Here is a 22,228-nt window from a genome sequence, read left to right on the forward strand (position 1 = left end):
TCGATCGCGACCCCGCAGGAAACCGTCAATCGGCCCAGCCGGGCAGGGTGGCACGACCGCTGGACAGGGCAACTGCTTGAATTGGTTGGCGAGCCGCGTCGATCTTCACCGGAAAATGCGCTCCGGGCGCGGCATCGGCCATCGCGATTCCGTCGCGGGTGATCGAAAATCCGTCCGATCCCGCCTCGACCGTCACCGGATCGCCACGTCGGATCACCGGTTCCTGGCGGACCGGGACGGCGGGAATCGCGGCCACGGCGGCGGCCACCGGGCGGGGGGCGGCCAGCACCGGCACGAAGATGCGCCATTGCGGACTGGAACAGGCGATGACCACGGCGTCATGCGCCTCGGTCCGCCAGGACAGCGCGACGGTGGGGCATTGGGCGAGCTTCAGCCGCGCATCGACGGGCGAACGCGCGCCGCCCTCCACCCCGACCGGGCGGCCGGTGAAGGCGGTGACCGCCGCATCCAGCGCGGCGACATCCTGAAAACCGGCGGCGCCGGCCAGCAACAGGGACAGGATCATGGAGACTTCCTTCGGGGTTCACCGGAAAAGACGAGGCTGACCACCGCACGCCGCTGGCCGGGGGCCGTGGCGGTCGACAGGGTCAGGCGATCGGCGGCGGTCGGGCCGATCAGCGCGGCGGCGGCGCGCGCGCGATCGGCGGCCAGCACCACCGGGCTATGGGTCACGGGATCGACATCGGCGGCACTGCCGTCGGTCGCGGCCTGGATCGACAGGCGCATGCGCGGATCGGCCAGCGCCGCCTTCGCCCAGCGCGCCAGATCGGGATCGGGGTCGATCGGCTGGGCCGAACCGGGGGCGAAGCGGAGCGCGGCGGCGGCGACCGGCATGATCGGCGATGGCACCGAGGTGGGAGCGGCACGGGCAAGCGGCGTGGCCGCCCCGAACTCCGCGCGCAGGGAATCGATCAGTGCGGGACGCCGCTCGGCGCCCATCGCCTGCACCAGCACCAGGAAGCCGACCAGCAGCAGCGCCAGATCGGCCAGGGTAATGAGCCAGAGCGGGCGCGACGCCGGGGGGGCGGGGAAGTCGAACTCGGTCATGCGACGGTGGCCAGGGGGCGACGCGGCGGCGTCGGCGGGCGGACGGCGGCGACCGGGGCCTCGCGCGCGGCGAGCGCGGCGATGGGCAGCTCGATCCGGGCACGCTCGAACGCTTCGATCCGGGCGGCGCGGCGCAGGCGGGCGGCGATGGGCTGGGCGACCAGATTGGCGAACAGCGCGCCATACAGGGTGGCGAGCAGCGCGATCGCCATCGCGCCGCCGATCCGCTGCGGATCGTTCATCGTCGCGAACATCGCCGCCAGTCCGATCAGCGTGCCGACCATGCCCATGGCGGGGGCCGCTTCCGCCGCGCCCGCCCAGATATCGACGACCGCCAGATGCCGTTCGACCCGCGCCATGCGGGCCTGACGGGTGCGGGTGAGGACGGCCTCGGGCCGCTCGCCATCGACGATCGCGCCGATCGCTTCGGCCAGGTCGGGATCGGTGATGACCGAACGGTCGAGTGTGACCACGCCGTGGCGCTGCGCGATCCGGGCCAGATGGGTGATCTGCTCCAGCAGCGGCTCGGCGGAATAGGGCGCGCGAACCAGCGCGCCCAGCGCGCGCACGCCGCGCCGGGCATCCCGCCACGGCGTGCGGAGCAGGGTCGCGACCAGCGTCCCGCCCAGCACGATGGCGAGCGCGGCCGGGTCGAGGAACTGGGAAAGGGGCGGCAATCCGTTCATGCGCCCGTACTGTGCAAGCACCGGGCCAGTTTCGGTGCTTCTCTTCATAAAGGGCAGGGCGACCGGTCCCTTTGCCGCCCGTTGCCGCCACCCGGCAAGGCGGCGGCAACCGTGACGGCAAGGCGTTGCCGGATGCCGGCTTGCCGGTCCTTGCCGTCACGGCCCTTTCCTTCGTGGCGGGCGAATTGGCACGGAGGTTGCGTATCCCCGCTGGCGTGACGTTTCGCGCCGGAAAGGAGGATCGACGATGGCCAATGAAACACTGTTCGGCGTGCATGGAGCAGCGCTGGAGGTGCGGGCACAGCGCATGGGTGTGCTGGCGTCCAACATCGCCAATGCCTCCACCCCCGGCTTCAAGGCGCGCGACATCGATTTCAAGGCCGCGCTGGCCGCGGTCGAGGGCGAACAGGATCAGGGCCGGGGCATCGGCGCGGCGATGAAATATCGCGTGCCGATCCAGACCTCGCTCGACGGCAATACGGTGGAGCTGAACCAGGAGCAGACCGCCTTTGCCGAGAATGCCGTCCAGTATCAGACGACCCTGTCGTTCCTGAACGGGCGCATCGCCACCATCACCCGCGCGCTGAAGGGCGAATAATCCATGGCGGACGCACCCCTTTCCATCTTCCAGGTCGCCGGTCGCGCCATGTCGGCGCAGCTGGTGCGGATGAACACCACCGCGTCGAACCTGGCCAATGCCGGGGACGTCACCGGTTCGCCCGATACCGCGTACCGCACGATGAAGCCGGTGTTCCGCACCAGCTTCGACGCCGCGACCGGCCTGTCCACCGTCGATGTCGAGAAGATCGTGACGGCGGGCGAGAACCCGACCGTGCGCCACGACCCGAACAACCCCTTGGCCGACAAGGACGGCAATATCTACGAAGCCGCCGTCGACGAGACCCGCGAGCTGGTCGACATGATGGAGACGGCGCGCACCTATCAGAACAATGTGGAGGTGATGCAGACGGCCAAGTCGCTGATCCTCGACACCCTCAAGCTGGGCCGCTGATCATGACGATCTCCACCACCATGGACTCCACGCTCGATGCGCTGGGCGTGCGCCGCTCCGGGGCCGCCAGCGGCGCGTCGTCCACCACGACCGCCGCCAAGAAGTCCGACACGCTCGACCAGTCCTCCTTCCTGAAGCTGCTGACCGCGCAGTTGAAGAACCAGGACCCCTTCTCGCCGATGGACAACACCCAGATGGTGGCCCAGATGGCGCAATTCTCCAGCGTGGCGGGCATCTCCGAGATGAACACCACCCTGTCCGCGATCGCGACCAAGCTGAACGGCACGACCAAGGCCGACGCGATGAGCTATGTCGGCAAGACCGTGCTGACGCCGGGATCGGTCGCCTATGGCCGGACCAGCGGCGGTATCGCGGGTGCGGTCGAGCTGGACCAGGCCGCCGCGAGCGTCTCGGTCACGATCTCGGACGCGCAGGGCAACCCGCTCAAGACGCTGTCGCTGGGCGCGCAGAAGGCGGGCACCGCCAGCTTCGACTGGAACGGCAAGACCGATACCGGCGGGGATGCGGGCAGCGGCCCCTTCACCGTCACGCTGAACGCCAATGACGGCGTCGCCGCGGTGTCGGGCCGCCCGCTGGTCTGGGCGCCCGTCCAGTCGGTGTCGATGCCCGCCAGCGGCGATCCCGTCCTGACCGTCGCCGGCCTCGGCCAGATCAACCTCGCCGCCGTCCGCTCGGTCGGCTGACCCCCATCCTCACCAAGGTACTCCGCCCATGTCCTTCTATACCTCGCTCAGCGGTCTTCAGGCTTCGCAGACCGACCTGTCCGTGATCTCGCACAACATCGCCAATGTCGGGACCAACGGCTTCAAGAAGAGCCATGCCCAGTTCGCCGACGTGATGGCGTCGAACTTCGCGACCGATCCGACCAAGCAGGTCGGCTCCGGCACGGTGGTCAAGTCGAACCGGCAGGAGTTCAAGGAAGGCAATTACAACAGCTCGTCCAACGCGCTCGACCTCGCCATCTCGGGCGACGGCTTCTTCGCGGTGCAGACGCCGGGCAAGGGGCCGCTGCAATATACCCGCAACGGCGCGTTCCAGGTCGATCAACAGAACTACGTGACCGACGCCAATGGCGGTCGCCTCCAGGTGCTGCCGGTCGATAGCGACGGCAACGTCACCGCGACGGGGGTCGATGGCCTGACCGCGCTTCGGCTTCCCGCGACCAGCGGCCTGCCGCTTCCGACCAAGAAGGTGACGATGGACCTGAACCTGTCGGGATCGGCGGTCGCGCCGACCGTGGCGTTCAACCGGTCGAACATGGGCACCTACAACAACACCACCCAGACCAAGATCTACGACTCGGCGGGCAACGCCATGACGCTGACCAACTATTATGTCCGCAAGCCGCTGCCCCTCGACGCCAACGGCAAGGAGATCCAGCCCGCGGACGGCAGCAGCAGCTGGCAGGTGTACAGCTTCGTCGACGATCAGCAGTTGAAGGTCGGGGGTTCGACCGATCCCGTCGAGATGACCTTCGACAAGAACGGCAACATGACCGCGCCGGCCAAGGCGATCGCTTTCGACCCCTTCACTTCGCACAGCTCGACCACGGCGCAGCCGCTGTCGATCGACTATGCCGGTTCGTCCCAGGCGGGTTCGGTCTTCTCCGTCGCCTCGCGTTCGCAGGACGGCAAGGCGATCGGTATCCTGTCGGGCGTGTCGGTCGGCGACGATGGCCTGGTCACCGCTTCCTTCTCCAATGGCGAGACGGCCAAGCTGGGCAAGGTCGCGCTGGCCGACTTCGTCAACATGCCGGGCCTGCGCCAGGCGGGCGACAGCTATTGGCAGGCGACCGGCCTGTCGGGCAATCCGGTCATCGGTTCGGCGGGCGAAGGCACGTACGGCGCGATCAAGTCGAGCACGCTGGAAGGCTCCAACGTCGACATCACCGAGGAACTGGTCAACCTGATCGCGGCGCAGCGCAATTTCCAGGCGAATGCCAAGGCGCTCGATACGTCCAGCCAGATCTCGCAGACCATCTTCAACATCCGCAGCTAAGCGCGGCACGGGGGTAACGGGGAGCAGCGATGGACAAGCTGGTCTATACGGCGGCGACGGGCCTGCGCGCGCACATGGCGGCGCAGACCGCGATCGCCAACAACATGGCCAACGCCTCGACGATCGGCTTTCGCTCGGACCGGGTCGTGTTCGACCGCATCGACCTGAAGGGCGGCGGCGCAGCGTTCGAGGCGCGGATGCCCACCGCCGAGGAAGTGACCGACGCCGACCGCGCGCCGGGCACGGTGCAGCACACGGGCAACCCGCTGGACGTCGCCATCGCCACCGGCACCGCCTGGCTGGCGGTGCAGGCCCCCGACGGGTCCGAGGCCTATACCCGGCGCGGCGACCTGGAGGTGACCGCCAGCGGCGTGATGCAGACCGGCGACGGCTATCCGGTGATCGGCCAGACCGGCCCGATCACGGTGCCGCAGTACAATTCGCTGACCGTCGCGCCCGACGGCACGGTGTCGATCGTGCCGCTGGGCGCTGGGCCGGACACCCAGCCGCAGGTGATCGACCGGCTGAAGCTGGCCGACACGCGCGGCTCGACCACGGTCAAGGGGCTGGACAATCTGTTGCGGGTGAAGGGCGGCGGCGCCTTGCCGCAGGATATGGACGCGACCGTCCAGTCCGGCGCGCTGGAAGGCTCCAACGTCAACATGACCCAGACGCTGGTCGACATGATCGAGAACCAGCGCAGTTACGAGGTGCAGGCCAACCTCATGAAAGAGGCCAAGTCGATGGACGAGAACAGCGCATCGCTGATGCGGCTGCCGAGCTGAGGATTAGAAAGACATGTCTTCCGCCGCCATGCACGTCGCGCGCACCGGGCTCGATGCCCAGGATATGCGTATGCGGGTCATCTCGAACAACCTGGCCAACGTCAACACGACCGCGTTCAAGCGCGACCGCGCCGCGTTCGAGACGCTGGCCTATCAGGTCGTCACCGCACCGGGCGCGGCCAGTTCGACCGAGAGCAAATATGCGACCGGCCTGAACCTGGGCACCGGCGTCCGCATCCAGGGGACCGCGCGCATCGCGACGCAAGGGCCGATGCAGACCACCAACAACAGCCTCGACATGGCGCTCGACGGCGAGGGTTATTTCCAGGTGCAGATGCCGGGGGGCACGCTGGGCTATACTCGCGCGGGCAATTTCTCGCGCTCGGCCGAAGGGCTGCTGGTCACCTCCGAGGGGTATCAGGTGATGCCGGGGATCACGATCCCCGAAGGCACCACCAATGTCACGATCGGCACCGACGGCACGGTTTCCGCGACGCTGCCGAACCAGACCGCGCCTGCCGAGATCGGGCAGATCCAGATCGCGAACTTCCCCAACCCGGCGGGCCTCCAGTCCAAGGGCGACAATTACCTGACCGAAACCCCTGCTTCGGGGGTGGCGAACATGGGTGTCGCCGGGCTCGAGGGGCGCGGCCAGATTCGCCAGGGGATGCTGGAGGGCTCGAACGTCAATGTCGTCGAGGAACTGGTCGACATGATCGAAACCCAGCGCGCCTATGAGGTCAACTCGAAGATGATCAAGTCGACCGACGAGATGCTTCAATACGCGAACCAGAATCTGTGATGATGCGCCTTCCCGCCTTCCGCATGGCCTATGGCGTCGAGCTGGCGCTGACCGCCGCCGCCGGTGTGCTGGTCGCCGCCGCGCTGGCGCCCGCGCCCGCCCATGCCAGCCTGTTCGGCAAGAAGAAGCCGGTCGAGGATTTCACCACCACGCGCCCGATGGCGGTTCCGGCGCAGCCGGTCGCCGCGCCCACCGGCTCGATCTTCCAGGCGTCGGACGGCTATGCCGCCTTGTACGAGGGCTGGCGCGCGCGCCGGGTCGGCGATCCGCTGACCATCGTCCTCGTCGAGCGGACCGCCGCGTCCAAGTCGGCAGGGTCGAAGCTGGGCTCCAAGGGGGATTTCGGCCTGACCCCGCCCACCACGGGGCCGCTGGGATCGCTGCTCAAGTCGAGCGATGTGGGGATGAGCGGCAGCCGCAACTTCACCGGTTCGGGCGCCGCCGACCAGTCCAACTCGCTGTCGGGTGAGATCAGCGTGACCGTGGCGCAGGTCTTCCCCAACGGCACCATGCTGGTCCAGGGGCAGAAGCGCGTGACGCTCAATCGGGGTGACGAGTTCATCCAGATCAAGGGGCTGGTCCGCAGCGCCGATATCGGCATCGACAACCGCGTCCCCTCGACCCGCGTCGCCGATGCGCAGATCGCCTATACCGGCAAGGGCGACGTCGCCCGCGCCAGCCGCCAGGGCTGGCTCAGCCGCTTCTTCCAGGCCGTCAGTCCGTTCTGAGGCATTTGACCATGATCCGCTTCCTCCTCGCGCTTCTCGCCGCCCTTTCGATCGCGGCCCCGGCTTCCGCCGACCGGATCAAGGATCTGGGCGGGTTCCAGGGCATCCGCACCAACCAGTTGACCGGATACGGCATCGTCGTGGGTCTGCCGGGCACGGGCGACGACAATCTGGAATATACCGTCCAGTCGCTGAAGGCCGTCGTCTCGCGCTTCGGACTGCAATTGCCGCCCAATGCCAATCCGGGCATGAAGAATGCCGCGGTGGTGATGGTGACGGCGGAACTGCCGCCCTTCGCCAAGCCGGGGCAGAAGCTGGACATCACCGTCTCGTCGATGGGCAAGGCCAAGTCGCTTCGCGGCGGCGCGCTGATCCTCACGCCCCTCCAGGGTGCCGATGGCCAGATCTATGCGATGGCGCAGGGCAACCTCGCGGTCGGCGGGCTGGGCGCGGAGGGCGCGGACGGGTCGAAGATCGTGGTCAACGTCCCCTCGACCGGCCGCATTCCCGAAGGGGCGACCGTCGAGCGCGCCGTCGCCACCGGGTTCGACACCGCGCCCTCGCTGACCTTCAACCTGGCGCGCGCCGACTTCACCACGGCGCAGAATGTCGCGCAGGCGATCAACGGACGGCTCGGCATGGGCACCGCGCAGGCGATCGACGCCGTGTCGGTCGCGGTCCGCGCACCGATGGGGGCCGATGTTCGCGCCATGCTGATGTCGGAGATCGAGAATCTCAACGTCGCCTCCGCCGAACCCTCGGCCAAGGTCATCGTCAACGCGCGCACCGGCACCGTCGTCATCAATTCGGCGGTCCGCGTCGGCCCCGCCGCCGTCACGCACGGCAAGCTGACCGTCAAGATCGACGAGAATCAGCGCGTCAGCCAGCCCGGCCCCTTGAGCGGCGGCCAGACCGCGATCACCCAGAAATCGGGCGTCTCGGTCGAGGAGGAGCGTCGCCCGATGTTCCTCCTCAACCCCGGCCCGAAGCTGGCCGATGTGGTGAAGGCGGTGAACGCGATCGGCGCGGCCCCGTCCGACCTCGTCGCGATCCTCGAAGCCCTCAAGGAAGCCGGTGCCCTCAAGGCGGAGTTGATCGTCCTGTGACCCAGAGCATTTCCGCCACTCCCTCGACCTCGCCCATCACCGGATCGGTTTCCACCGATACCAAGCGGCTGTCGAACGGCGCCAATCTGGACAAGGCGGGCACCCAGTTCGAGGCGATCTTCAACGGCATGATGCTGAAGGCGATGCGCCAGACCAAGCTGGGCGACACGTTGTTCGAGTCCAAGGCGCTCGACACGTTCCGCGATATGCAGGACCAGCAGGTGGCACAGACCATGGCCGAACATGCTCCGATGGGAATCGGCAAGGCGGTCACGACGTTTCTCGCCCAGTCGAAACCCGATCTTAACCACGGGTAACGTAGGCCGAGTCGTATGAGCGACTTGCTCTCCATCGGCGCTTCGGGCGTGCGGGCGTATCAGACCGCGTTGACGGCGGTTGGCGAGAATATCGCCAACACCGGCACGGACGGCTATTCGCGTCGCTCGGTCGGCCTGCGCGAGGTTACGACCTCGGGCGGGGTGACCAGCAGCAGGCTGTCCGCCGGGGCGGGCGTGACCGTCACCGGGATCGTCCGCGCGACCGACACCTATGCCTCGGCGGCGGTGCGGTCGGCGACGGCGGATTTGAAGCGGACCGAAACGGGCGAAGTCTGGCTCAACCGTATCCAGGACGTGATGACGGGTGACGAGGTGTCGAGCCGGTTGACCGGATTCTTCACCGCCTCCCGCGCGCTGGCGGCGGACCCGACCTCGACCGCGCTGCGCACCACGATGCTCGAAGCCGCCAATTCGGCGGCTTTCGCCTTTACCGCGACCGACAAGGCGTTCGATGCGATGGAGGCCGATTTCGACGGCCAGGCCCGCGACGCCGCGCAAGGCCTGTCCTCGCTCGCGCTGTCGCTGAGCAAGGTCAATGACGGCCTGACCCGGACCGAGGCGGGCACCTCCGCCTCGGCGCAACTGGCCGATCAGCGCGACCAGATCCTGTCGCAGATGAGCGAGCTGTCCGACATCAACGTGACGACCGACGAACTGGGTCGCGCGACGGTGCGGATCGGCGATCGCGCCGGACCGATCCTCGCCTCGCCCGATACGCTGGGCGCGGTCAGCTATGCCCGCAAGACCGGCGGCGGCGTCGGCTTCACCGTCGTGTCGCAGGGCAAGGCGACCGACGTCGTCCCCTCCGGCGGGTCGATCGGCGGGATGCTCGACGGGGCGGAGCGGATCGCGGCGATGCGCGACAGCTTCAATGCGGTCGCCAAGGACTTCACCGACACGGTCAACACGATCCAGGGCCAGGGGCAGGACGCCAATGGCGCGACCGGCACCGCGCTGTTCGCCCTGACGTCGGGCACCGCGTCGATGACCGTCGCGCTGACCGACGCATCGAAGATCGCGGCGGCGGCGAACGGACAGGGGCCGCGCAACACCGACAATCTGGCGGCGCTGGAATCGGCGCGCAACAGCGGCCGGTTCGAGGCCCGCATCACCCAGGTCATCACCGAAAACGCCTCCGCCCTGAAGCAGCGGCAGACCATCGCCGATGCGCAGACCGCGATCCGCGACGGGGCCAATGCCGCGCTGACCGGATCGACCGGTGTCACGCTCGACAATGAGGCGGTGTCGCTGATGCGTTTCCAACAGGCCTATTCCGCGTCCAGCCGCGTCATCCAGATCGCGCGCGAGACCTTCCAATCCATTCTCGAGATTCGGTGATGGCGATGCAGATTTCGACCTCCACCCTGTATGACAGCGCGACGCGGCGCATGACGGCCTTGCAGAGCAAGGCCAACGACCTGATGACGCAGAACGCGACGGGCAAGAAACTGCTCAAGCCGTCCGATGATGCCGCCGCCTCGGCACAGGTCGCGCAGCTCAATCGCGCCGATGCGGATGCCGCCGTCTACAAGAGCAATTTGTCGCTCGCCAAGTCGGTGCTCCAGCAGGTCGACACCACCCTGGGTTCGATCGGCAAGCAGTTGCAGTCCGCCGTCGAACTGGCGACCAAGGCCGCCAACGGCACGCTCAACGATTACGACCGTTCGGTGATCGGCGACCAGTTGAGCGCGATCCGCGACCAGCTCGTGTCGCTGGGCAACACCCGGGACGTGCGCGGCCAGCCGCTGTTCGGCACGGTCGACGGCACCGACGCGGTGCGGAACGTCAACGGCAGCTATAGCTATGCCGCTCCCAAGACCTCCGCCGTGCCGATCGACCGCGACCAGACGGTCGAGATCACGGTCGGGGCGGAACGCGTGTTCAAGTCGGGCAGCAACGACACCTTCGCGGTCCTGAACAACCTGATCACCGCGCTGAAGACGCCGGGCGGATCGAGCGCCGACATCCGCAATTCGATCGACCAGCTCAACGCCGCCAACGACAATGTCGGCGCGGTCCAGGCCTCGATCGGTGCGCGCGAGACGCGCGTCGAGCTGCAACAGGCGATGCTGGATACCGCCAGCACCGATCGGGCCGCGCTGCGATCCAATGTCGAGGACGCCGACATCACGAGCAATATCGCGCAGCTGCAACAGACGATGACCGTGCTCCAGGCGACCCAGGCCAGCTTCACCAAGCTGTCGGGCCTGTCGCTGTTCGACTATCTGAAATAATCGCGCTGGCCGTCCCATCCTTTCCGGCGCGGTAACCCTATGGTGACCAAATCCGGTTAATCCAGACACCTGACGGCCTTCGCGCCGGTCCCTGCTGGAGAATCGGTTCACCATGTTTCCTGCCATCGGCCTTGTCATACTGCTCGGCATGGTCTTCGGCGGCTTCGCCATTACTGGCGGCGCGCTGGGGCCCGTGTTCGAGGCGATTCCCCATGAGATGCTCATCATTGGCGGCGCCGCCGTCGGCGCGCTCGTCATCGGCAACTCCGGTGCCGAACTCAAGGCGCTGGGCGGCGCGATGGGCAAGATCTTCAAGGGGCCCAAATACAAGAAGCAGGATTATCTCGACGTCATCTTCCTCGTCTCGAAGCTGATGAAGATGCTGCGCACCGAAGGACCGATCGCGCTGGAGCCGCATGTCGAGGACCCCAAGTCCTCCTCGGTCTTCGCCGAATATCCGCGCCTGGTCGCCGACCATACGCTGGTCAACCTGATCGCCGACACGCTGCGGCTGGTCGTGGTATCCAGCGGCACGCTCGACGTGCATGCGGTCGAGGAGGTGATGGATAATGCCATCAAGACCCATCATCACGAGGTGGAGGGGCCGCAGGGCACGCTCCAGAGCCTGGCCGACTCTCTGCCCGCGCTGGGTATCGTCGCCGCCGTGCTCGGCATCGTGAAGACCATGGGTTCGATCGACAAGCCGCCGAGCGTGCTGGGCGGGATGATCGGATCGGCGCTGGTCGGCACCTTCATGGGCGTGTTGCTCGCCTACGGCATCGTCAATCCGTTCGCGGGCCGGTTGAAGCAGGTGATCGACGCGGATGCGGCCATCTATCACGTGGTCAAGCAGATCATCATCGCCTCGCTTTATGGCCATCCCCAGCCGCTGGTCATCGAAGCGGCGCGTTCGGGCATCAAGCACAAGGACCAGCCCGGCTTCGCCGAAGTCTTCGACGGCCTGCGGGGCCGCTAAACCATGGCGCGCGCACCGCATGGCAAGAACGAGCCGCCCAAGATCGTCATCGTCAAGAAGATCATCGCCGATGGTCATGGCGGGCATCATGGCGGCGCGTGGAAGGTCGCCTATGCCGACTTCGTGACCGCGATGATGGCCTTCTTCCTGCTGCTGTGGCTGTTGGGTGCGACGACCGAAAAGCAGCGCAAGGGCATTGCCGATTATTTCGCGCCGACCCTGCTCGACACCCGGTCGCAGGGGATCGGCGGCGGCGCGCTGAACGGTGGGCCGGGGGCTGGCGAGCGGCAGAGCGGCAGCAACGGTGTCGTCCAGCTTATCGTGCCCAAGGTTTCGGGGGAGGGCGGCGAGAAGGCCGGGACCGGCGACAAGGGGTCGCTGCGCAATCCCAATGCCATGGCACAGGATCGCAAGAGCTTCGCCGAACTGCAAAAGGCGATCCAGCAGAAGATGGAGACGACGCCGGGCCTCAAGAAGCTGGCGCGGCAGGTCCGCTTCATCCCGACCCAGGACGGGCTGCGCATCGATCTGGTCGACAATGCCGATTACTCGATGTTCGCCAGCGGCACGACGCAACTGGAGCCCGAGGCCTCGGCGCTGATCGGCACCATCGCGCGGTCGATCTCCGGCCTGCCCAATACGATCATGATCCGCGGGCACACCGATGCCGTGCCCTATGGCGATCCGCGCGCGATGAACAACTGGATGCTGTCCTCCAGCCGCGCCGAGACCACCCGCCGCCGCCTGGCCGCCGGGGGCATCCCCGAGTCGCGGTTCGAGCGGATCGAGGGCGTCGCCGATCGCGAGCCGATGATCTCGGACAACCCCGCCGACCCGCGCAACCGCCGCGTGGCGATCACCCTGCTCTATCGCAAGGGCGGTTTCGGGCGGTAAGAGGGTGTTACCGGCGGTCAGTAGATCCAGTGGCCGACATAATCGCCGGTGACCGTCACGCCATCGGCCACGCTGGTCGCCTGGAACACGAAGGCTGCCTCGCGGCCCTCCGGTCCATAGAGCCGCCCGCGCATCCTGCCCCTGTAATCGGTCTTGTCGGTGACGTCGGCGGTAAAGATACCCGTCGTCCGGTCGAGCTTGCCGACCATCGTGAAGGAGCGCGGGGTCGGGCCACCGCGAAAGCCGTTGAAGTTGACGGTCGCCTGCACCGTGTCATCGAACTCGATCACCTGAAAGAGCCCGAAATTGGATCTATGGGCGATCGTACTGCCCCCTTCCGGGGTAAAGCCGGGGTTGGGAGCGCTGGGATACCAGATGGTGCCGACCCCCTCATAGCTGGGGTTCAGGGCGAGGGTCGCCGCCCGCATCGCGCGTGCCTTGCGGTCGAACAGATCCTCGCTGTTCGATGTCGCCCCGAAAAAGGCGGAGGAATATTGCATGACACGCACGGGCCTGCCGTCGACGCTGCTCTGGCCCACCAGACGCTCCCAGGCGACCCGCGTGACATATTTCTGCTGCATCGACGGGGGCAGGCCGACCAGGATGCGGTCGGCGGTCGGATCGGACTTGCCGTAGATCCGGTATCCGTCGACATCCTTCCGGTCGGCTGCGGTGAAGAGGGGACTGCTGACCCGGCCATAGTCGACGCGCACGGTGTCCGCATCGCCCGAATGATTCCAGGTCGTGCGCAGATCGGTCGGAAACAATTGGGCGTCGAGATAGAGGTTGGAAACCACTATCGTTGCGGAGGGCTGGCCCGCCACGTCTTGGGTGATCAGGCCCCGGCGAACGTCGAGGCCAACATCCGAGAAGGCGGTATAGCTGCGCGTCAGATCGTTATAGCTGGGATAATTCGTACTGGCCGAGGGGCCGGACGTCGGGGTGGGGGCCGGAAGTACGATCGGGGCGGAGCCGCCGCCGCCATCGCCGCAAGCCGCCAGAGCCGATGCCGCCGCCCATCCGAAAAACCGTTTCATGCCCGCTTGTCCCCCGTATTCCCGAGCGGCCGGGACGATCGCGATACCGGGATCGATCGCCTTGGGAATGTCCGTGGTTAGTCAAGCGCGGGCCTACACTCAACATCCCCAAACAAGGGATGCGGTGGCACCCCTGCCATGTTTTTATAAACGCAAAGAAAAAAGGCCCCGCCGATCCTCGTAACCTTGGGAGAAGGGCGACGAGTCTCGACGGGGCCTTTTCGCGATCGGGTGATCGCCGCGCGCCTATTCGGCGTCGGCGGCGCCTTCGCCCTTGCGCGGCTTGCGCGCGGCACCGGCGGTGCGCGGACCCGGCTTGCGGCCCAGGCCGATCTTCTTGGCCATCGCGCGACGGCTTTCCGAATAGCTTTCGGCGACCATCGGGTAATCCGGCTTCAGGCCATAGCGTTCGCGATATTCTTCCGGCGTCAGACCATGAGTCGCCAGATGACGGCGCAGGGTCTTGTAGGGCTTGCCGTCGATCATCGAGACGATGTGATCTTTCGAAGCCAGCGACTTGCGAACCGAAACCGCGGGAACATATTCCGTCGGCGCTTCGATATCGGTCGTCTGCGGCGTGCTGCCCAGAAGCGAAGACACGGTTTCGTGCATCTTGTTCAGGAACGCCGGAACCTCTTCGGAAGACGTGCGGGTGTTGGGATTACCCAACCATGCGATCGTCAACTCGGTCGCCAGTTCTACGGCATTCACATCGATAGGGTCGTCGGCCATGATACGCTCCTGTTATTTTCAGCTTGACCTAACCGTCAAATACGAGACGTCAACCGCCCGATTGAGCCGATCGTCCAAAAATTATCCAAAACGACAGTAAATTCTCTTTTTGAAACTCATTTCATGAAGATTTCGGGCAGTGGACAACTTGGAATAAAACCAAATCGGTCAGGACGATACAGGCGGAAGTGTGTGGTCTGGCCCTACAGAAATCTTAGTCCATGTTAGTATTGTATGAAAGTTAATTCATTTGTGAGCATTTTGATGCGGAGCGGCTGATACAAAGCACGCGTATCACGGCGTGAATGCAAAAAACGCAACGAAAATTGATGAGCTTGCATTTGTGTTAATCGTCGGCATCGGCCAAAGAGGATGGGCCTTTCAGGCATCCTCTCCTAAAAACTTTCACGGCTGGTCCTCGGACCAGCCTTTTTTTTGCTATGCATCCGGTGCGACTGGGCCTAGGCTGCCGTCATCGCCGCGCTTCAATATAAAGATAAGCAGGAGTGGAAGCCGCCGGAAAGACCGGCATCGCGCGTCGGTGCCGGGGGTTGAGCGATCGCTTCGCTCCCCCCGCTTACCGTCATGGCCGATCGATTCCTGTTCGATGATCGGCAATAGTCAGTCGTGCGCGCCGGCCGGGTTCTTTGCATCGGCTGATATGGCATCTGTAAGATAAGTTGGGCACCGGATCGAAGTGCAAGAATGCGCTTCGATCCAAAGCCTTGCTCAGAAGACGAATGCTTACGCCTTGTCCTCCGGCGTCTTGCGGCGGATGAACTGGTCGAGTGCGGACAGGGCGAGGCCCGCGAACGCGCCGATATCCGGCGTCGATGGCGCGGGATCACGGGGAAGGTCGTCCTGAGGCTCGGTCGGCGGGGCGTCCTCCGGTGTCGGGCGCGTCGTTTCGCGTGCCAGCGCGGCCGCCGCGACCACCAGGCCAGACGCGATGAGTTGCCGCCCCATCGGGCTACGCGCCTGATCGAGCAGAATCTGGCCCACGCGGTGCAGGGACGATGGCGCATGGGGAGCCGCCTGCTCTTCCTGCGTTGCCTTTTTCTGTTTTTTCTTCTGCTTCTTCTTGCCCATCGACCGGCACCTCCGATAACGGTGTATCCATAATATAATACACCATGGCGACGTAACAAGGTAAGCGCGTGGTCAGCCGCTCAAGGCGCGGGCGCGGCGGCGCTGGACCGAACTGCCGATGCCCAGCGACTCGCGATATTTGGCGACCGTGCGCCTGGCGATGTCGAAGCCCTTGGCCTGGAGCAGCTCGACCAGCGTGTCGTCGGACAGGATCTTCGCGCCCTCGCCCGCGATCAGCGTCCGGATCGCGCTCTTCACCGCCTCCGCCGACACCGCATCGCCGCCGTCCGCCGCCGCGATGCCACTGGTGAAGAAATATTTCAGTTCGTACAGCCCGCGCGCGCAACTGAGATATTTGTTGCTGGTCACGCGGCTTACCGTGGATTCGTGCATCCCGATCGCCTCGGCCACGCGCGCCAGGGTCAGGGGTTTGAGATGCGCGACGCCGTGGAGGAAGAACGCCTCCTGCTGCTTCACGATCTCGGTCGCGACGCGGATGATCGTCCGCTGCCTCTGGTCGAGCGCCTTCATCAGCCAGTTGGCGCTGGCCAGGCAATCGGCCAGCCACGCCTTCGACCCCCTGTCCTGCGGACCGTGGCACAACTCCTGATAATAACGCCGGTTGACCAGCACGCGGGGCAGGGTGGCGGTGTTGAGTTCGATCCCCCAGCCAGACTTGATCCGCGTGACGAACAGGTCGGGCACCACCGCCTGACTCGGTTCGCCGCCATAGCGACAGCCCGGCTTGGGGTCATAGCCGCGCAGCTCGCGGATCATGTCCGCCATGTCCTCGTCATCGACCCCGCAGATGCGCTTCAGTCGGATCAGATCGCCCCGCGCGAGCAGGTCGAGATTGGCGATCAGCCGCGCCATGCAGGGATCGTAACGATCGACCTCCCTGGCCTGTAGCGCCAGGCATTCGGCCAGATCGCGCGCCCCGACGCCGGTGGGGTCCAGGCTCTGCACGACGGTCAACACCCGTTCGACGCGGGCCAGCGGCACGCCCAGCCGCTCGGCGATTTCGCTCAGCGGCACGGTCAGATAGCCCGCCTCGTCGAGTTGATCGATAATATGCGCGGCGATGGTCAGCTCGACCCCGGACAGGATCAGCGCGACCTGTGCCTCGAGATGCTCGGCCAGGCTGGGCGCGTCGTCGGGCAGCGCGTCCCAGTCGGGCCCATCCTCGCCGCCCAACCCGCCGCCGCCCGATCCGCCGTTCAGCGACAGCCCGCCATCCGGGCCGGTGCCGCCATCGGTCACGCTGTCCTGCTGATGGCTTTCGGTCGCATAGTCGAGGTCGAGGCCGCGATCCTCGGCGGGCGCGGTGCCGGTGACCAGTTCGTCGGCGCCGGCCGGAGCCTCCCGTTCGGGACGCTCGGGGGTTGCCACCTCGCGGACGGCGGTCGCGTCGAGCAGGGGGTTCTTCTCCACCTCCTCGGCGATGAACGCCTCGATCTCCAGATTGGACAGGGTCAGCAGCTTGATCGCCTGCTGCAACTGCGGCGTCATCACCAGCGACTGGGACTGGCGAATGTCGAGGCGCGGGGACAGGCTCATGCCGCCGCGCTCCGGTTCGCGCCGGGACCATCGAGGAAAATGGAGCGGCGGCGCGTGGTCATCGGATCAGAGCGAAAAGCCCTCGCCCAGATAAAGGCGACGGACATTGGCGTCGGCGACCAGTTCCTCGGGAGAGCCGCTGAACAGCACGCGACCGTCATAGATGATGTAGGCACGGTCGACGATGTCCAGCGTCTCGCGGACATTATGGTCGGTGATCAGCACGCCGATATCGCGCCGCTTCAGGTCCTTCACCAGATCGCGGATATCGGCGATCGAGATGGGATCGATGCCCGCGAACGGCTCGTCCAGCAGCATGATCGACGGGTCGGCGGCCAGCGCGCGCGCGATCTCGGCCCGGCGACGCTCGCCCCCCGACAATGCCATGGCGGGCGCGGCGCGCAGGCGGGTGAGGCCGAATTCCTCGAGCAGCTTGTCCAGCTTGCGCGCCCGCTCGCCCGGATCGGGCTCGGCGAGTTCGAGCACGGTCAGGATGTTCTTCTCGATCGACAGGCCCCGGAAGATCGAGGTTTCCTGCGGCAGATATCCCAGGCCCAGGATCGCGCGCCGATACATGGGCAGCCCCGTGATATCCTCGCCATCGAGCATGATGCGGCCCGAATCGGGCTTCACCAACCCCATGACCGAATAGAAGCAGGTCGTCTTGCCCGCGCCGTTGGGGCCGAGCAGCCCGATCACCTCCCCGCGCCCGACCGACACCGACACATCGGTCAGGACGGTGCGCTTGTCATAGCTCTTGGCGATCGAGACCACCTGGAGCCCGTTCGCGACCGGGGGTTCCGCCACCGGACTGGTGCGGTCGCTCGCCTCGCGAATCGGGGTGTCCATGTCCATCGGCCAGTCTCTTCCTGTGTTGCGGGACGTTAGCGCGAGGACACGCCGTCCGTCACGCGTCAGTTGCGGTTCGGGACCGAGAAGGTGCCCGTGACCCGGCCCGACGGCGCGCGGGTGACCGTGCCGCCATTGCCCGAGGACGCGCCGCCCGCCACCGACGATCCGTCGATCACCGCGCGACCGGTGTCGAGGTTCAGGGTCAGCCGACCGCCGTTCACGGTGTTGCCGTCCTGGGTCAGCGTCACATTGCCCAGCATGGTGATGACCCGGCGGTTGAGGTCGTAAATGCCGTAATTGGCCCGCGCGGTCTGGTTGGGCCGCTTGACGACGACATTGCCCGACGCCTCGAACCGCGAAACCTGCGGCTTTCCGCCGATCACCTGCCCGGTATAGTGGATGACCATCCGCGCGGCGGTCAGCGTCATCTCCGCCTGGCGCAGCACGACATTGCCCGACAGGACGCCGCGATTCGCCTTGTCCTGCAACTCGATGACGTCCGCGCCGAAATCGACGGGCGCGCGGCTGTCATGCCGGGTCTGCGCCGCGGCGGAGGCTGCCAAAACGAGAAGGGCTGGAGCCGTCGCGGCGAAGAACTTGTGCATGATCGGCTATTTCGTGCTTTACGGTACGATGCGCAAGCGTGCGTTGCCTTCCAGCCGGACGGTGCGATCCTCCAGGTTGGCGCGCAGCTTGTTGGCGCTGAACGTGCCCTGCGGCACGCGCCCCGTCACCGCGCCGCCCGATTCCAGCGTGCGTTGCTGAAGATCGATCGTCGCGTCATGCGTCCGGAGGTCGTATCCGCCCGCCGATTTGAAATCGAGCGGCCCGTCCAGCTTCACCTGCTCGGTGCGCATGTCGTAGCGGCCCGAATCGGCACTGACCGTGGCAGGGCCGTCCGACAGGCGGATCGCGGCGGCCAGCTTGTTGAGCTGCACCACCGGTTCGGCCGAACTCCGCTGGATCGCCGAGCCCGCGTCGAGCGAGAAGGGCTGCCCCTTGTCGTCGACGCCGCGATATTGCGCGGCCTGGATCTTCAACCGTTCCCTGGCGACCTCGACCTTCTTCTTGTCGAGGACGAAGGACACCTCGCTCGACGAATAGACCGGGGCCATGACCAGAAAGGCGGTCAGCACGCCGATCGCGCTGGGCAGCATCCAGCGGGCCAGCGTCACGAACCGGTCGTGGCGGCTGCCCGGCGCGGCCCAGTGCTGGCGCTGGGTGCGGACGCGATCGGCGATCTCGGACATGGGCGGGGCTCCTGGACCGGCCGGATCAGGCGTGGGCGAAGATATCGACCTCGGGCCAGCCCGCGAGATCCAGTTCGGCCCGTGCGGGCAGGAAATCGAAACAGGCCTGGGCCAGTTCCATTCGCCCCTCGCGGATCAGGCGCTTGTCCAGTTCCACCTTCATCCGGTGCAGGTAACGCACGTCCGAGGCGGCATATTCGCGCTGCGCGTCGGTCAGTTCGGGCGCGCCCCAGTCGGAAGATTGCTGCGCCTTGGACAGTTCGACGCCCAGCAGTTCGCGGACCAGTTCCTTCAGGCCGTGGCGGTCGGTATAGGTGCGGATCAGGCGCGAGGCGATCTTGGTGCAATAGACCGGCCCGGCGACCACGCCCAGATAGTGGCGAATCGCCGCGATATCGAACCGCCCGAAATGATAGAGTTTCAGCCGCGCCGGATCGGCGAGCAGCGCGCGCAGATGGGGCGCGGCATAGTCGCTGCCGGGGCCGAAGCGGACGAGATGCTCGTCGGGGCCGCCATCGGACAATTGGACGACGCACAGTCGGTCGCGCGGGGTGATCAGGCCCATCGTCTCGGTATCGACGGCGATCGAGGCGCCGGGCGCGAACAGATCGGCGGGAATGTCTTCTTCGTGCAGATGAACGGTCATGCCCTCTGCCCTAGCGGGCGATGCCGAAAGCCTCAACCGCGATCGCTCGACTCGGGGCCGATCGTGCATCATGGTTTCGGGGAAGTTGTGGAGTTTTGGCCACAATTCCGACGCATTCTGCCTCGTTCGCGCCGAAGCGAGAGCCATTCGCGAGATTTCGTTCGCGATGCGTCGGCTCTTGCGTTATGACTGGCAATTAGGCGCAAAAGGTTTGGCGCCGAAAGACCCGCGCTCTTCGTCCGGCGCACGGTTCTTGAGGATAGCATTTGCGGGCGAACCGGGAAGACGAACAGGGCTTATGGGTTTCGATAGAGGTAGCCGGGGCAATCGCGGCACGCGTGGTCGCGACAAGCGGGACAATTTCGGCGGCAGCGACGATTTCGGTGGCGGCGGCTTCGGCGGCGGTGACCGCTTCGGTGGTGGCGGCTTCGGCGGCGGCGACCGTTTCGGTGGCGGCGGCTTCGGCGGCGACCGTGGTGGCTTCGGCGGTGGTGACCGCGGTGGCTTCGGTGGCGGCGGCGGCGGTTTCCGTGGTGGCGGCGGTGGCGGCTTCGGCGGCGGTCGTGGCGGCGGTGGCGGCATGCCCCCCCAGGTCGTTGGCGAAGGCACCGGTGTCGTCAAGTTCTTCAACGCGCAGAAGGGTTTCGGCTTCGTCGTGCGCGATGACGGCGGCGAGGACGTGTTCGTCCACATCTCGGCCGTCGAGCAGGCGGGCCTGACCGGTCTGGCCGAGGGTCAGCCGCTCGGCTTCACCCTGGTCGATCGCGGCGGCCGCATCTCGGCCACCGAACTGAAGATCGAGGGCGAGCCGCTCCCGGTCCAGGACCGCGCTCCCCGCGAACCGCGTGAAGGCGGCTTCGGCGGCGACCGTGATCGTGGCCCGCGCGGCGGTGCCGCTGGCGGCTTCGGCGGCGCTCCGCAGCGTCAGCTGACCGGTGAGAAGGCGACCGGCACGGTCAAGTTCTTCAACGCGATGAAGGGCTTCGGCTTCATTCAGCGCGACGATGGCCAGCCCGACGCGTTCGTGCACATCTCGGCCGTCGAGCGCGCCGGCATGGGCTCGCTGAACGAGGGCGACCGCCTGCAGTTCGAGATCGAGGTCGATCGTCGCGGCAAATATGCCGCCGTCAACCTGCAGAACGAAGGCTGATCCCTTCGTCTGATTAAGCCATCCCTTTTCGGGCGACAGGGCCCGGCGTTGCAGCGATGCGACGCCGGGCCTTTTCGTTTGTCGGCGCAGGGGATGGAGGTGATGACGTCACCGGCAGCGACAAACCCGGCCAATATCGACGATAGCCACATCTCAATATCGGGATTAAATCCCGGATATGAGTGATTCGCCATCATCCCATCGTGCCTTGGCCGACCATTTGAGATTCGTTCGAACGGAACGGAATCTCAGCCTCCAGGAACTGGCCGCGTCGAGCGGGATCAGTCGGGCCACCCTGTCGCGAATCGAAAATGCCGAGGTCAGCCCGACTGCCGAAACGCTGGGGCGGCTGGCCTGCACCTATGCCATGCCCCTGTCGCGCCTACTCGCCCCGTTGGAGCCGGGCTTTCCGCCTCTGATCCGCCATGACGACCAAAGTCTGTGGCGCGATGCGGGAAAGGGCTTTACCCGCCGGGCCCTGTCGCCGCCTAGCGGGCAACTGTCCCTGGAGATGATCGAGGGCCGGATCGAACCGAATCAGCATATCGCTTATGAACGTCCCGCCTTTCCGGGCCATGAGCATCACCTCGTTCTGCTGGAGGGGATGCTGAACCTTACCGTCGACGGCATGGGATATGACCTCTTGCCTGGCGACTGCGTGCGCTATCGCCTCCAAGGTGCTTCGTCGTTCCGAACGGCGGAGGAGGGCGCCCGCTACATCATCGCGATGGTGTGACGATCATGGCGGTCATCATCACCGAATTCGATGCCGGGGCGGTGGAACAGGGGATCGAATCGCTGACCGGCATCCTGTCCGACAGCGTGAATGAGGGCGCGGCGATCGGCTTCCTGGCCCCGATGGCCGACGCGGAGTCCGCCCGCTTCTGGCGCGATCAGGTGTCGCCGGAACTGTCCGCCGGACGGCGGCGGATGTTCGGAGCCCGACGCGATGGCGATCTGGTCGGCACGGTCCAGTTGCTCACGGCCATGCCCGCCAACCAGCCCCATCGCTGCGAGATCGCGAAGATGATCGTTCATCCCTCGGCCCGGCGGTTGGGGATCGGGCGCAGCCTGATGGGCGTCGCCCTGGATGGAGCAAGGTCGATGGGCAAGAGCCTGGTCACGCTCGACACGCGAAGCGGCGATCGGGCCCAGTCGCTCTACGCTTCGCTCGGCTTCGAGGTGGCGGGGATAATCCCCGATTATGCCTGGGACGCGGATGGCAGGGCCCTCCACACAACGACCTATATGTTCAAGCGTCTCTGAC

Annotated in this window: 27 protein-coding genes; 16 read left to right on the forward strand and 11 right to left on the reverse strand. The window is 66.2% G+C overall.

The features are described 5' to 3' along the window. Positions 1–25: 25 nt before the first annotated feature. The 3 genes from SM191_RS08350 to SM191_RS08360 are packed head-to-tail and all read right to left on the reverse strand — an operon-like array spanning position 26 to position 1,754. Positions 26–526, reverse strand: a complete 501-nt coding sequence (locus tag SM191_RS08350; RefSeq protein WP_341505778.1) for a flagella basal body P-ring formation protein FlgA — start codon at positions 524–526, stop codon at positions 26–28. Next, the gene (locus tag SM191_RS08355; protein WP_341505779.1) at positions 523–1,068 is read right to left on the reverse strand and encodes a hypothetical protein; all 546 of its coding nucleotides are present in this window, start codon (positions 1,066–1,068) and stop codon (positions 523–525) included. Before SM191_RS08355 ends, SM191_RS08350 begins: the two co-directional genes overlap by 4 nt. Further along, positions 1,065–1,754, reverse strand: coding sequence for a motility protein A (locus tag SM191_RS08360; protein ID WP_341505781.1), 690 nt, complete (start codon positions 1,752–1,754; stop codon positions 1,065–1,067). The genes SM191_RS08355 and SM191_RS08360 overlap by 4 nt, the downstream gene beginning before the upstream one ends. 247 nt (positions 1,755–2,001) lie before the next feature. On the opposite strand from SM191_RS08360, the gene flgB reads away from it, so the two are divergent. From flgB to SM191_RS08425, 13 genes are all read left to right on the forward strand, one after another. After that, a complete protein-coding gene (gene flgB / locus SM191_RS08365) occupies positions 2,002–2,352 on the forward strand; it encodes a flagellar basal body rod protein FlgB (protein ID WP_267434303.1) in 351 nt (116 codons plus the stop codon). 3 nt (positions 2,353–2,355) lie between these two features. Further along, positions 2,356–2,766 (forward strand): flagellar basal body rod protein FlgC, encoded by a 411-nt coding sequence (flgC, locus tag SM191_RS08370; RefSeq protein WP_306997524.1) that lies wholly within the window; start codon positions 2,356–2,358, stop codon positions 2,764–2,766. Between the two features lie 2 nt (positions 2,767–2,768). Continuing rightward, a complete protein-coding gene (locus tag SM191_RS08375) occupies positions 2,769–3,470 on the forward strand; it encodes a flagellar hook assembly protein FlgD (protein WP_341505782.1) in 702 nt (233 codons plus the stop codon). Between the two features lie 28 nt (positions 3,471–3,498). Then, positions 3,499–4,785, forward strand: a complete 1,287-nt coding sequence (locus SM191_RS08380; RefSeq protein WP_306997528.1) for a flagellar hook protein FlgE — start codon at positions 3,499–3,501, stop codon at positions 4,783–4,785. A gap of 29 nt (positions 4,786–4,814) precedes the next feature. After that, the gene (locus SM191_RS08385) at positions 4,815–5,570 is read left to right on the forward strand and encodes a flagellar basal body rod protein FlgF (RefSeq protein WP_341505783.1); all 756 of its coding nucleotides are present in this window, start codon (positions 4,815–4,817) and stop codon (positions 5,568–5,570) included. A gap of 13 nt (positions 5,571–5,583) precedes the next feature. After that, on the forward strand, positions 5,584–6,372 hold the full coding sequence (flgG, locus tag SM191_RS08390) for a flagellar basal-body rod protein FlgG (protein ID WP_306997532.1): 789 nt from the start codon (positions 5,584–5,586) through the stop codon (positions 6,370–6,372). A gap of 23 nt (positions 6,373–6,395) precedes the next feature. Further along, positions 6,396–7,100 carry a flagellar basal body L-ring protein FlgH gene (locus tag SM191_RS08395; RefSeq protein WP_445949832.1) on the forward strand — a complete coding sequence of 235 codons (705 nt, stop codon included), beginning with the start codon at positions 6,396–6,398 and terminating at the stop codon, positions 7,098–7,100. Between the two features lie 11 nt (positions 7,101–7,111). After that, positions 7,112–8,206, forward strand: coding sequence for a flagellar basal body P-ring protein FlgI (locus SM191_RS08400; RefSeq protein WP_341505785.1), 1,095 nt, complete (start codon positions 7,112–7,114; stop codon positions 8,204–8,206). Beyond that, on the forward strand, positions 8,203–8,523 hold the full coding sequence (locus tag SM191_RS08405) for a rod-binding protein (RefSeq protein WP_341505786.1): 321 nt from the start codon (positions 8,203–8,205) through the stop codon (positions 8,521–8,523). Before SM191_RS08400 ends, SM191_RS08405 begins: the two co-directional genes overlap by 4 nt. 15 nt (positions 8,524–8,538) lie before the next feature. Next, positions 8,539–9,882 (forward strand): flagellar hook-associated protein FlgK, encoded by a 1,344-nt coding sequence (flgK, locus tag SM191_RS08410; RefSeq protein WP_341505787.1) that lies wholly within the window; start codon positions 8,539–8,541, stop codon positions 9,880–9,882. Then, positions 9,882–10,778, forward strand: a complete 897-nt coding sequence (gene flgL / locus SM191_RS08415; RefSeq protein WP_341505788.1) for a flagellar hook-associated protein FlgL — start codon at positions 9,882–9,884, stop codon at positions 10,776–10,778. The genes flgK and flgL overlap by 1 nt, the downstream gene beginning before the upstream one ends. 112 nt (positions 10,779–10,890) lie before the next feature. After that, positions 10,891–11,754: a flagellar motor stator protein MotA gene (gene motA, locus SM191_RS08420; RefSeq protein ID WP_341505789.1), complete on the forward strand. Its 864-nt coding sequence runs from the start codon at positions 10,891–10,893 to the stop codon at positions 11,752–11,754. Between the two features lie 3 nt (positions 11,755–11,757). Next, positions 11,758–12,648: a flagellar motor protein MotB gene (locus SM191_RS08425; RefSeq protein ID WP_341505790.1), complete on the forward strand. Its 891-nt coding sequence runs from the start codon at positions 11,758–11,760 to the stop codon at positions 12,646–12,648. Between the two features lie 17 nt (positions 12,649–12,665). Here SM191_RS08425 and SM191_RS08430 read toward each other — a convergent pair whose 3' ends face one another. The 8 genes from SM191_RS08430 to SM191_RS08465 form a co-directional block, all read right to left on the reverse strand. Then, entirely contained in the window at positions 12,666–13,685 is a 1,020-nt protein-coding gene (locus SM191_RS08430) for a hypothetical protein (protein WP_341505791.1), read from the reverse strand. Positions 13,686–13,931: 246 nt separating this feature from the next. Further along, positions 13,932–14,417 (reverse strand): MucR family transcriptional regulator, encoded by a 486-nt coding sequence (locus SM191_RS08435; protein WP_306997550.1) that lies wholly within the window; start codon positions 14,415–14,417, stop codon positions 13,932–13,934. Between the two features lie 744 nt (positions 14,418–15,161). Then, positions 15,162–15,506 carry a hypothetical protein gene (locus tag SM191_RS08440; protein ID WP_341505792.1) on the reverse strand — a complete coding sequence of 115 codons (345 nt, stop codon included), beginning with the start codon at positions 15,504–15,506 and terminating at the stop codon, positions 15,162–15,164. A gap of 72 nt (positions 15,507–15,578) precedes the next feature. Further along, the gene (gene rpoN, locus SM191_RS08445) at positions 15,579–17,063 is read right to left on the reverse strand and encodes an RNA polymerase factor sigma-54 (protein ID WP_341505793.1); all 1,485 of its coding nucleotides are present in this window, start codon (positions 17,061–17,063) and stop codon (positions 15,579–15,581) included. A gap of 66 nt (positions 17,064–17,129) precedes the next feature. After that, positions 17,130–17,912: an LPS export ABC transporter ATP-binding protein gene (gene lptB / locus SM191_RS08450; protein ID WP_445949833.1), complete on the reverse strand. Its 783-nt coding sequence runs from the start codon at positions 17,910–17,912 to the stop codon at positions 17,130–17,132. 65 nt (positions 17,913–17,977) lie between these two features. Then, a complete protein-coding gene (locus SM191_RS08455; RefSeq protein ID WP_306997556.1) occupies positions 17,978–18,520 on the reverse strand; it encodes an LptA/OstA family protein in 543 nt (180 codons plus the stop codon). 18 nt (positions 18,521–18,538) lie between these two features. Then, positions 18,539–19,165, reverse strand: a complete 627-nt coding sequence (gene lptC / locus SM191_RS08460) for an LPS export ABC transporter periplasmic protein LptC (protein ID WP_341505795.1) — start codon at positions 19,163–19,165, stop codon at positions 18,539–18,541. A gap of 25 nt (positions 19,166–19,190) precedes the next feature. Beyond that, on the reverse strand, positions 19,191–19,811 hold the full coding sequence (locus SM191_RS08465; protein WP_341505796.1) for a ribonuclease D: 621 nt from the start codon (positions 19,809–19,811) through the stop codon (positions 19,191–19,193). Between the two features lie 298 nt (positions 19,812–20,109). Between SM191_RS08465 and SM191_RS08470 the strand changes: the two genes are divergently transcribed. The 3 genes from SM191_RS08470 to SM191_RS08480 all read left to right on the forward strand — a co-directional run bounded on the left by SM191_RS08470 (position 20,110) and on the right by SM191_RS08480 (position 22,227). Continuing rightward, entirely contained in the window at positions 20,110–20,961 is an 852-nt protein-coding gene (locus tag SM191_RS08470; protein WP_341505798.1) for a cold-shock protein, read from the forward strand. 178 nt (positions 20,962–21,139) lie between these two features. Further along, entirely contained in the window at positions 21,140–21,697 is a 558-nt protein-coding gene (locus SM191_RS08475; protein WP_341505799.1) for a helix-turn-helix domain-containing protein, read from the forward strand. Positions 21,698–21,702: 5 nt separating this feature from the next. Beyond that, positions 21,703–22,227 carry a GNAT family N-acetyltransferase gene (locus tag SM191_RS08480; protein WP_341505800.1) on the forward strand — a complete coding sequence of 175 codons (525 nt, stop codon included), beginning with the start codon at positions 21,703–21,705 and terminating at the stop codon, positions 22,225–22,227. Position 22,228 lies beyond the last annotated feature (1 nt).

Origin of the sequence: Sphingomonas sp. 2378, assembly GCF_038084995.1 — a bacterium.
Taxonomy (GTDB): Bacteria; Pseudomonadota; Alphaproteobacteria; order Sphingomonadales; family Sphingomonadaceae; genus Sphingomonas.